Origin of the sequence: Marinilactibacillus sp. 15R, assembly GCF_001895285.1 — a bacterium.
Classification (GTDB): Bacteria; Bacillota; Bacilli; order Lactobacillales; family Carnobacteriaceae_A; genus Marinilactibacillus; species Marinilactibacillus piezotolerans.
In genome coordinates this window covers 244,134-257,150 of the sequence record NZ_CP017761.1, presented here as the reverse complement: position 1 = coordinate 257,150, position 13,017 = coordinate 244,134, and the positions used below count along the sequence as shown (strand labels likewise).

The 13,017-nt window shown below is 35.8% G+C and carries 13 protein-coding genes; 10 read left to right on the top strand and 3 right to left on the bottom strand.

Going from position 1 to position 13,017, the window contains the following annotated elements; genetic code table 11:
- Window positions 1-392: 392 nt before the first annotated feature.
- Window positions 393-719, bottom strand: a complete 327-nt coding sequence (locus BKP56_RS01150; RefSeq protein ID WP_198033963.1) for a hypothetical protein — start codon at window positions 717-719, stop codon at window positions 393-395.
- 203 nt (window positions 720-922) lie between these two features.
- Here BKP56_RS01150 and BKP56_RS01145 point away from each other — a divergent pair, with 203 nt between their 5' ends.
- The 3 genes from BKP56_RS01145 (at window position 923) to BKP56_RS01135 (ending at window position 3,987) form a co-directional block, all read left to right on the top strand.
- Window positions 923-1,144 carry a hypothetical protein gene (locus tag BKP56_RS01145; protein WP_156849194.1) on the top strand — a complete coding sequence of 74 codons (222 nt, stop codon included), beginning with the start codon at window positions 923-925 and terminating at the stop codon, window positions 1,142-1,144.
- A 240-nt stretch (window positions 1,145-1,384) separates the two neighbouring features.
- Window positions 1,385-2,044, top strand: coding sequence for a DUF1275 family protein (locus BKP56_RS01140; RefSeq protein ID WP_072693354.1), 660 nt, complete (start codon window positions 1,385-1,387; stop codon window positions 2,042-2,044).
- 182 nt (window positions 2,045-2,226) lie between these two features.
- Entirely contained in the window at window positions 2,227-3,987 is a 1,761-nt protein-coding gene (locus BKP56_RS01135; protein ID WP_083540429.1) for a methyl-accepting chemotaxis protein, read from the top strand.
- Window positions 3,988-4,031: 44 nt separating this feature from the next.
- On the opposite strand, the gene BKP56_RS01130 is transcribed toward BKP56_RS01135, so the two are convergent.
- Entirely contained in the window at window positions 4,032-5,435 is a 1,404-nt protein-coding gene (locus BKP56_RS01130; RefSeq protein WP_072693353.1) for an aminotransferase-like domain-containing protein, read from the bottom strand.
- A gap of 145 nt (window positions 5,436-5,580) precedes the next feature.
- Here BKP56_RS01130 and pdxS point away from each other — a divergent pair, with 145 nt between their 5' ends.
- From pdxS to BKP56_RS01100, 6 genes are all read left to right on the top strand, one after another.
- Window positions 5,581-6,471 carry a pyridoxal 5'-phosphate synthase lyase subunit PdxS gene (pdxS, locus tag BKP56_RS01125; RefSeq protein WP_072693352.1) on the top strand — a complete coding sequence of 297 codons (891 nt, stop codon included), beginning with the start codon at window positions 5,581-5,583 and terminating at the stop codon, window positions 6,469-6,471.
- A gap of 2 nt (window positions 6,472-6,473) precedes the next feature.
- Entirely contained in the window at window positions 6,474-7,046 is a 573-nt protein-coding gene (gene pdxT / locus BKP56_RS01120) for a pyridoxal 5'-phosphate synthase glutaminase subunit PdxT (protein ID WP_072693351.1), read from the top strand.
- Between the two features lie 129 nt (window positions 7,047-7,175).
- On the top strand, window positions 7,176-8,135 hold the full coding sequence (locus tag BKP56_RS01115) for a glutathione S-transferase family protein (protein ID WP_072693350.1): 960 nt from the start codon (window positions 7,176-7,178) through the stop codon (window positions 8,133-8,135).
- A gap of 320 nt (window positions 8,136-8,455) precedes the next feature.
- Entirely contained in the window at window positions 8,456-9,349 is an 894-nt protein-coding gene (locus BKP56_RS01110; RefSeq protein ID WP_072693349.1) for a methyl-accepting chemotaxis protein, read from the top strand.
- A gap of 278 nt (window positions 9,350-9,627) precedes the next feature.
- Window positions 9,628-10,014 carry a hypothetical protein gene (locus BKP56_RS01105; protein WP_072693348.1) on the top strand — a complete coding sequence of 129 codons (387 nt, stop codon included), beginning with the start codon at window positions 9,628-9,630 and terminating at the stop codon, window positions 10,012-10,014.
- Window positions 10,015-10,194: 180 nt separating this feature from the next.
- The gene (locus BKP56_RS01100) at window positions 10,195-10,500 is read left to right on the top strand and encodes a nucleoside triphosphate pyrophosphohydrolase (RefSeq protein ID WP_072693347.1); all 306 of its coding nucleotides are present in this window, start codon (window positions 10,195-10,197) and stop codon (window positions 10,498-10,500) included.
- A gap of 166 nt (window positions 10,501-10,666) precedes the next feature.
- Here BKP56_RS01100 and BKP56_RS01095 read toward each other — a convergent pair whose 3' ends face one another.
- Complete coding sequence (locus tag BKP56_RS01095) at window positions 10,667-12,070, bottom strand: aldehyde dehydrogenase family protein (RefSeq protein ID WP_072693346.1); 1,404 nt, start codon at window positions 12,068-12,070, stop codon at window positions 10,667-10,669.
- Window positions 12,071-12,229: 159 nt separating this feature from the next.
- Between BKP56_RS01095 and BKP56_RS01090 the strand changes: the two genes are divergently transcribed.
- Window positions 12,230-12,964: an alpha/beta fold hydrolase gene (locus BKP56_RS01090; protein ID WP_072693345.1), complete on the top strand. Its 735-nt coding sequence runs from the start codon at window positions 12,230-12,232 to the stop codon at window positions 12,962-12,964.
- The last annotated feature ends 53 nt before the right edge of the window (window positions 12,965-13,017 follow it).

The window sequence follows — 13,017 nt, the reverse complement described above, 5'->3', positions numbered from 1 at the left end:
GTATCATAGTGCCTGCCATTAGGCAGTGTTTCCACGATTCAAGCAAAAGTATGAATTATCTAGGATATATGTTAGCAATTATAGTAAGAATAATACTTGAAAATTAAGAATAGTTTTTAAAGTGACTTAATTTCAAAAAAGGCGCTCCTTCAGTCAAACGAAGGAGTGCCTTTTTATAGAAAATGTGAATACTGGTAAACTTAACCAAAGTGAAACTCCCACAATCTCTATTTGTCAAAATAAGATAAAAGAAGTATCCTTATAAGTTATTTTGAAAAAACTACAGTTCTTTGACCATCAGTACATGCGGGCCTAAATCAGGGTAATCAAAGGGTTCTCCAACAGCTTTGAAGCCGATCTGTTCATAGTAAGATTTCGCGTTCGTTCGTCCTTTACACCCACAGGTAATCTATATGCTTACTCTTCAATTCAGCCTCTGCTGAGACCACTATGGATTTGCCAATATGATTTCTGAGATATTCCAAAAGAGTTGCCATAGCTCTTAAACGGTAATGGCGGTATCCGGGCAAGTCAGGATGGACTTCTATTGAAAAGGAAGCGATTGATACTAATTTCTTCTCTATAAAAGCGCCAATATGGAATGTGGTTTCCAGATGATCTGTTTCATATTTGCAAGCATCAAAAGACTGGTGTGGTCTTAATATGTGATGACGAATAGGATAAGTTTCTTCTACTTGGATTTTTTTGATCTCTACCATAAACATGGACTCCTTTCTATAAATAGAGTATAGAACAAACAAGTCCAGGTTTTAAACAGCTACCAAGAAAGAGTATATCTCATATAAAATTACTTTTCGGATTAAGTGACTAAATTTTAGATGTCATAAAGTTTTGTCTACTATTTGACTACACCTTCTATATTCTTTACGCTTAATTTAGTGGAAAGTGGGTGAAAATAATGATGAACGATACGATAGGTATGGATCCGACTGGAGCGTTCCAATGGTTGGAAGCAACATTATTATCAAGCTTTATTTTGCAGATTCTAATGATTATACTTGCTGTTGTTGCTATAGTAGCTATTATTTATGGTATGCTGGTATTACGTCAGTTCTTGGATATATATAAAGCAAACAGTGAAAAGATTCATAAAAATGACGATGAATATATGGATCAATTATAAAAATAAGATGCGCTAATCCAACTCTTATAGAAAAAGAGCTTTTTTCTGCTCATTAAAAGAATCTAATAGATGAAGTTGAGGCTGTTATCGCTCACTTCATCTTTATTTCTATTATATTTTCCGGCTAATGTTTGGGAGACGAGAGTCATCAAATAATAAGTAGTAAGAATTTTGATAGAGAATGAAGAAAGTGAATAGAAATTTCAATCAAGACCGACCAGATTTGAGGGAATCTATTAAATGAAAATATCGATTACGAAAGTTCAGAGTTATGAAAACTATATCCACTACTCCATGTGTATGCTTGGCGGTTTCTTCGGGAGCTACGCACTACTGTTAAGAGGGAATTTCGGATCTGCTCAGACAGCTAATTTGATTCAACTTTTTATTAATGTCAGTGCGTTCAATCTAATTGACATACTTTTTAGAACTTTAGCGCTATTTTTATTTATTTTATTCTTAATGCTATCATTTTATGTTAAAGATAAATATACGCTTCAGTCGATCAAGATCTGTTTACTTGTGGAAATAGTAGGTGTTTGTGCTATTGGGCTTATACCTAATGGTGCTAATGACTTATTGGCCCTACTTCCGTTGTTCGCGCTGACGGCTTTTCAATGGGGAATGTTTAATGGAACAAGAAAATATGTCAGTCCAACGCTCTTTTCAACAGGAAATATAAGACAATGCATTAGCGCCTGGACGGATTATAAAATAACAGCTAAAGCTGAAAGTAAAACAAAAGGACTGTTTTATACGTATACATTGCTCTACTATCATGTAGGCGTTTTAACAGGTATTGCTTTGACCTACCTATTTGGAGCGCAGAGCATCTTTCTTTGCCTAATTCCTTTGACTTTAAATCTTTTGATTGATTTACGTCATGATCAATTAGTGTGAAATCTATAAATTTTTATCATTATATAATATTGATTGATTGATATAAGTTATTTTAAGAAGTCGTTTATAGCTTTCTATAGTGGGCAGCTTTTTTGTATTATTTTCTAAATGTCTAGATAACATCCAATAACAAAAAATGATTTCACATTATCTGTCGGTTTTGCTATTAATGTATTTGTTCCATGACCGATAATAGTAAGGTTGCCGTCATGGAATTAAGTATCATTATTAATTATAAAAGAGATACCGGAGGGAAAAATGTGAGAATCACTGCAAAATTGATCATTTCTTATTTAACTTTAGCTATTATTGTTATACTTTTAGGTACATTGTCCTACTTTGGACTACATACTATTAATGAAGGGTCCAGCGATTTATATAATGATCGTCTACAACCTACTATTACCCTAACTGAGATTGCTCAAAAAATAGAAAATACTCGAGTACAGATGACATCAGGAGTGGCCTATGAAGACCCTGCGAGTGGTAAGATAGCTTTAATGGACCTTGACCGTATAGATATTCTTCTGGAAGAATATCAAAATAGAAATATGGGAGAAGAGGAAGAAGCAAAGTTTACGGAACTACAAAGTAATTGGGAAATTTTCTCTGAAAATGTTAGAGGAAATGTCGAAACTTTATCCGCTCAATTATACGATGAAACGTTAGAAGGTTTGAGAAATGCAGAGGTATCATATAGTGCTACAAGTACCAATGTAACAGAGTTGATTGATATAGTAGATAATCTAGCTTTGAGCGAGTATGAAACCAACCAAAATGTTTTCTCAACGCTTAGGTGGATCATTATTATCGCCAGCGTTATAGCAACTGTATTTGCAATCGCTATAGGGATACTTATGGGAAGACTTATTGGTTCTCCACTGAAAGATATTTCAGGGAAACTTTCAAAAATCGCGCATGGCGATCTGAACGAAGATATAAAGAAAACTAACCGTAAAGATGAAATCGGCATTTTGGTCAATACAACTAGACAGATGCAACATGAGTTGAAAATATTGATTGAGGCTGTATCCGATGCAACGATGCGAGTATTAAGTTCAAGTGAAGAATTAACCCAATCTACAAATGAAGTTGTGACAGGTGCTGAACAGATTGCCGTAACTATGCAGGAACTGGCAACAGGATCTGAAACTCAAGCAGGCTACTCAAGTGATTTGGCGGACAGTATGAACGGTTTCGCTAAAACGATTGAAGAGTCCTCAAGACAAAGTGATCAGGTTTATAAAACTTCAAATCAGGTCCATTCGTTAACTGAAGATGGTAAAGATAAAATGGACAACTCTGTTCAGCAAATGCGCACAATTGATGATATTGTCAAAGACTCAGTAACGGGTGTTAAAGAACTAGACAATAAATCAAATAAAATATCCAAACTTGTTAATGTAATTGAAGAGATTGCTGAGCAGACAAATCTTCTGGCTCTTAATGCTGCAATTGAAGCAGCCAGAGTCGGAGAGCAAGGAAAAGGCTTTGCTGTTGTCGCAGATGAAATAAGAAAGTTAGCTGAGCAAGTATCTGTGTCAGTTGTAGATATTACAGATATTGTAAATGACATTCAATCAGAATCTTCTAAAGTAGTTACAAATTTAGAAACTGGATATGCAGAAGTTGAAAAAGGAACGTCTCAAATTCAACAAATGGGAGAAACATTCAATAAAATTTCTTCTTCAATCAATACAATGGGTAATGCTATAAAAGAGATTTCTGAGAAATTAACGGAAAATAAAGCAACTACGTTCCAAATGAATTCTAAATTAGGAGAAATTGCCAGTCTTTCTGAAGAATCAGCTGCAGGAATAGAACAGACTTCAGCTTCTTCCCAGCAAACGACTAGCACGATGCAAGAAGTTTCATCTAGTTCTGAGGAACTTGCTAAACTTGCAGAAGAATTGAATCTTGTAGTTGAAAAATTTACAGTATAATCATTTAAATAGAAAAAAACTCGTACTGAAGTGTACGAGTTTTTTTATAAATTTTCTTTAAGATGACTGAAGCTGAGTCGGAATCCATTATTGTGGTCACCGAATTTCTCTCCTTCTAAAACGATTATCCCTTTTTGCAATAACTCTATCAGAATTGCATCAACTTCTGCTTTTGTTTTTTTAGGGAAGTGACAATATAAATGAAATCCACCTTTTGGCGATTGAAATTCTATCTCCTCTCCAAACTCTGATCGTAACCATTTCTCTAGATTGTGAGCTCTATCTGCTAATTGCCTGCGAACATATTTCTGGTGTTTGTTCATTTCGATTCGTAAGAAGTAGTCAGCCATAAATTGAGGGAGGAAGCTCAATTCTGAATCAATTTGAACTCGAATATCTGCCAGCTCTTTCAAGACCGTCTGAGGACCAACCATCCAGCCGATACGCAAATGATGTCCAGCTAATTTTGATAAAGTTCCTAAATAGATGACTTGCTGCCGTTGATCCATCTTTTTAAGAGGTGTATTGTCAACGGAATCAGCAAAACTCAGTCCGCCATAGGCATCATCTTCTACAATTGGAATACGTTTCATCAAACAATAATCAAGGATTTCTTTTTTTCTTTTAGCACTCATGACTAAGCCTGTGGGATTTTGAAAGATAGGATTTAGAAAAATCATCTTTAAAGGGTGATTTAGCGAAGCTTCTTGTAATCCTTTGACGGTCATTCCTTCTTTATCCATTGGTATGGGTGCGATGCGAAGACCAGCTGCTTGAAATAAACGAAGGGAATAAAAATAAGATGGAGCCTCAATTCCGACAGCGTCTCCAGGTTTCAACAATCCTTGTGTAATCAGAAATAAGGCATTTTGTGTACCGGAAGTTATTAATATTTCTTCTAACGGTATAGTCATTTGATAGGTGTTTTGCAGATGTAACTGAACACTTTCTCGTAAAGTATACATACCATTATTAATAAGCGTCTGTTCTTTTTCCTGCTGAACTAGTTCTTTCCAGGATAGACTGGGGGAATGAAGTTCAGGCAATAAATCAGAAGGAAGAGAACCGTTAGATAAATCCATGATCTTTTCGGGATGTTTTGCTTTCAACTGATCAGCGGCTAGTTGATAAATACTTTTCCTTTTTAAATTATCAGTCGTCAGGGAAGTTCCCCAGTTGATGGTAGGTTTTGTCTGAAGTCCCCACTTATCAGGATTGACATATGTTCCACTGCCCTTTTTTCTAGTCAGAACTCCTTGGGCGGTCAGTTCCTCCATTGCACGAATCACTGTAGAACGATTTACATCTAATTCTTCAGCCAGTTTTCTCTCTGCAGGAATCCGAGTTCCCGGCGTTAATTCTCCTGATTTGATTTTTTCTTCTATCAATAACATGATTTCCTGGTAAAGTGGTAAACTGCTGACTTTGCTAATCATCCATTTGTTCATAAGACAAACTCCTTTCAGGTGCATAACTATTCTACCATAAATTGGATGGTCAAATTATAGTCCAATTGGATGTAGCCTGTTCTTTTTCTTTTGCGTATACTATCAATCAATACAGATGTTAGAGAATAATCTAGGAGGAAATAGAATGAGTGAAAAAATAATTGGCAGTTCAAGAGTGAAACGTGGAATGGCACAAATGCAAAAGGGCGGCGTCATTATGGACGTGGTAAATGCAGAACAAGCTAGAATAGCAGAAGCTGCTGGAGCGGTTGCGGTTATGGCGCTGGAACGTGTACCATCTGATATACGAAAAGCTGGTGGTGTTGCACGCATGGCTAACCCTACGATTGTTGAAGAAGTGATGAATGCAGTTAGTATTCCAGTAATGGCAAAAGCGCGTATTGGACATATCTCTGAAGCAAGAATTCTGGAAGCAATGGGCGTCGATTATATTGATGAAAGTGAAGTTCTGACCCCGGCAGATGAAGGATATCATTTACTGAAATCAGAATACGTAGTGCCGTTTGTCTGTGGCTGCCGAGATTTAGGAGAAGCTTTAAGACGAATTGGTGAAGGAGCTTCAATGCTGAGAACAAAAGGCGAACCAGGAACTGGGAATATAGTGGAAGCTGTTCGCCATATGAGAAAAGTAAATAGTCAGATAAATGTACTATCTACTAAATCAAATGATGAATTAATGACATTTGCCAGAGACATTGGGGCACCCTATGAATTAGTGAAAGAAGTAAAAGAATTGGGGGCATTACCTGTGGTTAATTTTGCTGCAGGGGGTGTGGCTACTCCGGCTGATGCTGCATTGATGATGAGCCTTGGAGCAGATGGTGTCTTTGTCGGTTCAGGTATTTTTAAATCTGAGTCACCAGAAAAATTTGCTCGTGCTATTGTTCAAGCAACAACTAATTTTGAAGACTACGAATTATTGGCTGAATTATCTAAAGATTTAGGGGAACCAATGAAAGGAATCGAAATTAGTCACTTACAATCAGAAGAGCGAATGCAGGATAGAGGGTTATAAAAATGAATAAAGTTGTAGGCGTATTGGATCTGCAGGGAGCAGTTGCGGAACACCTTATTGCTTTAAGAAATTTAGGCGTAAAGGCAGTATCTGTGAAAACAGCGGAAGATTTTGTTGGATTAGATGGTCTGATTATTCCAGGTGGAGAATCCACAGCTATTGGTCGTTTGATTCGTGAACAAGGACTGGAAGACGTACTGAGAACATTTTATCAAGAAGGAAAAGCTATCTTTGGAACGTGTGCCGGACTGATTTTATGCAGTACAGATAAAAGTCATGCTACAGAAGATCTGCGCCTAGGGTTTATTGAGATGGAAGTAGAACGAAATGGATTTGGAAGACAAATTGCCAGTTTTGAAACCTATCTTGATTTTTCAGGAATCGACCGAAAAGTAGAAGCAGTATTTATTCGTGCTCCTTATATTGAATCTGTTGGGCCTAAAGTCAAGGTGCTCGCAACAGTAGATCAGAAAATTGTAGCTGCCGAACAAGGGAATGTACTAGTGACGGCTCATCATCCTGAATTAACAGAAGACTACGCTGTTTTGACTTATTTTTTAGAAAAAATAGTTTAAAGACTCTTTTAGAAATTTAAGTTCACTGTAGAGACAAACAAAGTGATTTGTTTATTTTGATTTCGAGATTTATACTAGATATAGAAATCAATTCTTTGAATTTAATATTCGAATCGAAAGGAGTCGCTTATGGGGATATTGGTAAAAGGAAAGTGGTATGACAAGTGGGATTATAATAATGAGGAAGGTGAATTTATTCGCCAAGATTCACAGTTTAGAAACTGGATCACAAAAGATGGGAGTGCCGGACCAACTGGCGAAGGCGGTTTTAAGGCAGAACCAGATCGTTATCACTTATATGTATCTTTAGCATGTCCTTGGGCAAGCCGTGCATTGATTATGCGCAGCTTAAAAGGATTAGAGGATCTGATCTCACTATCTGTGGTTAATACATTGATGGGGGAACATGGATGGACCTTTGAACCAGAAGAAGGGGTTGTTCCTGACCCGGTTATGGATGCCGATTATTTGTATGAAATCTATAAAAAAGTTGATCCGGAATATAGTGGACATGTTACAGTACCAGTGTTATATGACTTGAAACAAGACAAAATCGTCAATAATGAATCAGCCGATATTATTCGTATGCTGAATTCAGCTTTTGATGAAGTAGGTGCAAATGACAGAAATTATCTTCCGGAAGACTTGATACCGGAGATCGATAAGATCAATGAAAAAGTTTATGGGGCTATCAATAATGGTGTTTACAAAGCAGGATTTGCAACAAGCCAGGAAGTTTATGAAAAAGAAGTTACCAAGCTATTTGATGCTTTAGATGAAATAGAAGAGCGGTTAGAGGGAAGCCGATTTTTAGTAGGGAACCAGATCACTGAAGCAGACTGGCGTTTGTTTACCACGTTGATTCGCTTTGATAGTGCTTATCACGGACATTTCAAATGTAATATCAGAAGAATCGTCGACTATAAAAATCTTTGGCGTTATACAAGGGAACTGTACAATGAACCGGGTGTCAAAAAAACAGTCGATTTCAATCATATCAAGAAACATTACTACCGGAGTCACAAACAAATCAACCCGAACGGCATCGTACCAAAAGGACCAGAACTAGATTTTAGTTTGGATAATTAAATATAAGTATAACTGAAAGATATCTTTCTATTTTTGAGAGATATCTTTTTTATTTTTATAAGCACTATGTTTAAAATAAACTTCAATTAATTATATAATTAACGTAAATTTGAAGTTTGCTTCAAATTTATGTAGAGTAATAAATGAATATAAGTTGACAGTGAAGGAGGAAGTCAGGTGTTTCAGAGACCAGTGTATTTAAATCAATTAATTAAGTTTAAAGATTCTGACTTTATTAAAGTTATTACTGGTGTGCGCCGTTCAGGAAAGTCGGTATTATTAATGCTTTATAAAGAATATCTGAAAAATGAAAACTGCAGGTGTTAAGTTCAAGTGAAGAATTAACACAATCAACCAACGAAGTGGTTGTTGGTGCAGAACAAGTTGCAGCTACAATGCAGGAGTTAGCTACAGGATCAGAAGCACAAGCGAATTACACCAGCAAATTTTCTGAACACATGCAGAATTTTGCTAAAACAATCGAAGACTCGTCAAAAGAGAGTGATAAAATCTATCAAACTTCAAATGGTGTCTACTCACTGACGAAAAATGGCAGATCAATGATGTCTAATTCAGTTTTGCAAATGAAGTCGATTGATAGTATTGTGAAGAATTCAGTTCTTGGTGTGAAAGAATTGGATGTTAAGTCTAGGGAAATCTCTAAGTTAGTAGGCGTTATTGAAACAGTTGCTGAACAAACAAACCTTTTAGCACTTAATGCAGCTATTGAAGCGGCGAGAGTCGGGGAACAAGGGAAAGGATTTGCTGTAGTAGCAGATGAGATTAGACAATTGGCAGAACAAGTGTCTGTATCAGTGGTAGATATTACTCGTATTGTAAATAATATTCAAAGTGAATCTTCGAAAGTTGCTATTGAATTAGAAACAGGATATGAAGAAGTTGAAAAAGACACAATCCAAATTCAGCAGACGGGAGAAACCTTTAATAAAATTTCATCTTCAGTTGAATCTATGGGTAATGCGATCAAAGATATTTCTAATAGATTGGCTGACAATAAATCAACAACTGCAAATATGAACACTAACATAGAAGAAATTGCAGGACTTTCTGAACAGTCTGCTGCCGGTATTGAACAAACTTCAGCCACTGCGCAGCAAACAACCAGTACAATGCAAGAAGTATCTTCTAGTTCAGAAGAGCTAGCCAAACTAGCAGAAAAGTTAAGTAAACTTGTTGAACGATTTAAGATCTAAAATTAATTTTGAAAAGTTAAGTAATAAATATGAACTGCAAAAGGCCTATAAACGTTAGAATTAATCTAGCGTTTATAGGTCTTTTAATAGTATAAATTAGTCCAGAATATAATTATTCCGATTAAGGATAAAGCGTATAAAAAGTTCTCGGAAGATTTTTTGAAAAATTAGTAAAAACTAAATACTTGACTTACAGTGGGGTCTAAGGTGTAAACTCATATTTGTTAATGAAAACAGAAAAGCTGTTTTCAAAATAAAGTTAATATGGAGGGATTAAGATGTCTAAAAAGGTGATTACTTTACTGACAGAGGAACACTCCCCTGGTAAACAAACGATGAAAATCTTATTCAATAAAATAAAACAAAAACATGAAACCAAAGAATTAGTATTTGAACTAAAAGTGTTAAACGATGAGAACCGATTAGAAATGATTTACTCTGATATGGTGCTGGCTGATTACTTTCTCATTTCAGATGCAGATTATATCAGAAGAAGAGCTTTCCACGAATCTGTATTTGATTTTGTTCAAATGGCTGCGTTCAGCGCAAGAGATACAAGTCGTCTTGAAGAACAAGTGTCTCATTTGTTTGAAATGGATGAAAAACAAGTTCGTCATCTGAATGCTACTGATTGGTCACACCTTAATTATGTGGCAGCTGGTTAAAAGCAAGCCGACAAATAAATGAACGATAATTTTTCAACAGATAGTATAGAAATCATATCGATTTTTATACTGTCTGTTGAGATTTTTATTATAGATAAACGCATTATTTTAGAGACATTAAACTACTAGAATTAATACTGAAAAAACAAAGTGAATAAAATATAGAGGAGTTGAAAGTAAATGGAGACATTCAATAAACTTGTAAGAGACAAAATCCCAGAAATGATTGAAGATAATGGAGAAAACTGTAAATACAGAATTCTTGATGAAGATGAGTATGCAGATCAACTAAAGATAAAATTAAAAGAAGAAGTAAAAGAATACTTAGAAGCGACCAATGACGGCAATGCTGTAGAGGAACTGGCAGATATCCTTGAAGTCATTCGTTCCTTTTTTGAATCACATCGACAATCTCTTCAAGAACTGGAAGAAGTGCGTCAATACAAGTTATTAGAGCGTGGGGGATTTAAAAACAGATATTTTTAATTAGTAAAAATTAACTACATAAGTCCTGTAATAAAAGATTCCAAGTTGTTATAAAATAAATCTATTAATTTGCAACCTGTCAAATTTACATGATTAAAATATAAAAACGCTAACTACCGGTAAGTAACTCTTCCGAATAGTTAGCGTCATTTAATTTGGTCTAAATTTATCTAAAAATCGCTTTGAATTCAAAGTAATCTTCAACGCCGTACAAACCGTTTTCTCTACCGAAACCAGATTGCTTATATCCTCCGAATGGTGCTTTAGGAGAACGGGCAGCATCGTTTATTGTAATGTTTCCTGTACGGATCTGACGTGCTACTTTAACGGCTTCTTCTTCAGGTCCAACAACTCCGCCGGATAATCCATATATTGAATCATTCGCTAATTCAATTGCTTCCTCAATATCATCATACGTGATGACGACAAGAACAGGTCCGAAAATTTCTTCTTGAGCAATCGTCATATCATTTGTTACATTAACAAATACTGTAGGTTCAACATAATAGCCTTTACGGTCCATTTTATTACCACCAATTAGTACTTCTGCGCCCTCTTCTTTTCCTTTTTCAATGTAGCCTAAGACAGTTTCCATTTGGCCTTTGGAGACTAGCGGTCCTACAATAGTATCTTCTTCTGCTGGATCACCGACTTTGATATCTTTGTAATAGTCTTTCAGAACTTCTTTTGTTCGCTCAAGTTCATCTTTTGGTACAAATAGACGAGTCAATGCGGAACAAGTTTGTCCTTGGTTATGCAGAACAGTATTGGCTGCATTTTTCACAGCTAGTTCTAGATCTCCGCCTTTTAAATAAACCATTGGAGATTTCCCACCTAATTCTAGTACAAGTTTCTTGATATTTGTTTTTGCTTTTTCATATAAGCTTGATCCAACTTTTGTAGATCCTGTAAACGAGATTACAGAAACATCTGGATGACTTGTTAAATAGTCTCCGGTTTCACTACCAGGACCAGTAACAATATTAAATACCCCTTTAGGCAATCCAGCCTCATCTGCAATTTCTGCTAATAGCAGGGCAGTAAAAGGTGTCATGTTTGCTGGTTTTACCACTACTGTATTTCCTGCCAGTAGTGCAGGTGTAATTTTTCTCTGAATCTGATTGAGGGGATAATTCCATGGTGTAATACAAGCTACTACTCCGAATCCTTCTTTGATGATCGTCGCATTATCGATTGTTTCTTCAAAATCATATTTTCGAATTTCTTCAATACTCGCTGACATTTCTTTTACAGCAAGACCAACTTGGGTCTGATCAGCGAATGTAGCCGACGTTCCTAATTCTTTGATCATAATATCCATTAGATCCTGTTTTCTATCTTTAATGCCATTTAAAAATTTTTCCATGTAATTTGCTCTAGTTTCAGGATTAGTCTGATTCCATTCTGTAAAGGCTGTTTTGGCTGAGGCTACAGCTGAATTTACATCTTTTTGATTAGCATTCACAACTTTTCCCATTGTTTCTTCTGTAGTTGGATTAATGACTTCTGTATAATCTGTTGATTGAGCTTTCTGCCATTCTCCATTGTAATATAATGTTTCTTCTCTCACTAAAATCCTCTCCTTAATTCTATTATGTAAAAAATATTTAAGAAAGCCAACTCAAAGACCTTGTTAAATGTTTATTTTTTATAAGTGAGAAAAATCTAAGGATTTTAATCTATTCAGGTGCTGATATTTGAGGTAATCTTATCTTTGAGGTGATAATAAATGAAATTAACGATAAGAAAAAGAACATTGGGAACCATTCCACTACTAGAAGTGGTTCGTGAAGAGAAGAAAAATGAAATACAGCCTTTGATTATCTATTATCACGGTTGGCAATCCTCTAAAGAACTAGTACTTACTCAAGGCCGTAAATTAGCTGAAGCAGGTTTTCGCGTATTACTTCCTGATGCAGCGAATCATGGAGAACGTAAACAGCCGATAACCAAGATTCCTTCTTTAACTTTCTGGCAAAGTATTCAGACCAATCTATTTGAGTTTGGATATATAGTAAATCATTTTAAAGAACGTGGATTAGCGGATGATCGGATTGCGGTTGGTGGAGTATCAATGGGTGGAATCACAACTTGTGCTTTATTGACAAATCATCCAGAGATCAAAGTCGCGGCTTGTATAATGGGGTCACCCAAACCAGTTGCTTATCGTGAAAGAATCTTTAGACATGCAGAACAACTGGATCGTTTTTACCCACATGATTATGAGAATCTTTTGGCCTGGGTTCCACGTTATGATTTATCACTACAGCCAGAAAAATTAGCTGGTAGACCGGTATTATTCTGGCATGGTAATCAAGATGAAATTGTTCCGTTTGAAGATACTGCAGAATTTGTAGCAGAGAATCCGGATCTGAATCTTACATTCGTAGAAGAAGATGAAGTTCATCTAGTAAAAGTTCCCACAATGGAAATGATTGCAGCATTTTTTGTGAAAGAAATGTAGTAAAAGATATCATTTGATAGTGGTTAAATAAACAACCTAGATAATTCATTATG

Excerpts from the sequence above, each read along its gene's own strand:
- pdxT (WP_072693351.1), top strand. The coding sequence starts at position 6,474 with ATGAATAAAGTTGTAGGCGTATTGGATCTGCAGGGAGCAGTTGCGGAA.
- BKP56_RS01135 (WP_083540429.1), top strand. The coding sequence starts at position 2,227 with ATGACCGATAATAGTAAGGTTGCCGTCATGGAATTAAGTATCATTATT.
- BKP56_RS01150 (WP_198033963.1), bottom strand. The coding sequence starts at position 719 with ATGGTAGAGATCAAAAAAATCCAAGTAGAAGAAACTTATCCTATTCGT.
- BKP56_RS01130 (WP_072693353.1), bottom strand. The coding sequence starts at position 5,435 with ATGAACAAATGGATGATTAGCAAAGTCAGCAGTTTACCACTTTACCAG.
- BKP56_RS01100 (WP_072693347.1), top strand. The coding sequence starts at position 10,195 with ATGGAGACATTCAATAAACTTGTAAGAGACAAAATCCCAGAAATGATT.
- pdxS (WP_072693352.1), top strand. The coding sequence starts at position 5,581 with ATGAGTGAAAAAATAATTGGCAGTTCAAGAGTGAAACGTGGAATGGCA.
- BKP56_RS01140 (WP_072693354.1), top strand. The coding sequence starts at position 1,385 with ATGAAAATATCGATTACGAAAGTTCAGAGTTATGAAAACTATATCCAC.
- BKP56_RS01090 (WP_072693345.1), top strand. The coding sequence starts at position 12,230 with ATGAAATTAACGATAAGAAAAAGAACATTGGGAACCATTCCACTACTA.
- BKP56_RS01115 (WP_072693350.1), top strand. The coding sequence starts at position 7,176 with ATGGGGATATTGGTAAAAGGAAAGTGGTATGACAAGTGGGATTATAAT.
- BKP56_RS01105 (WP_072693348.1), top strand. The coding sequence starts at position 9,628 with ATGTCTAAAAAGGTGATTACTTTACTGACAGAGGAACACTCCCCTGGT.
- BKP56_RS01145 (WP_156849194.1), top strand. The coding sequence starts at position 923 with ATGAACGATACGATAGGTATGGATCCGACTGGAGCGTTCCAATGGTTG.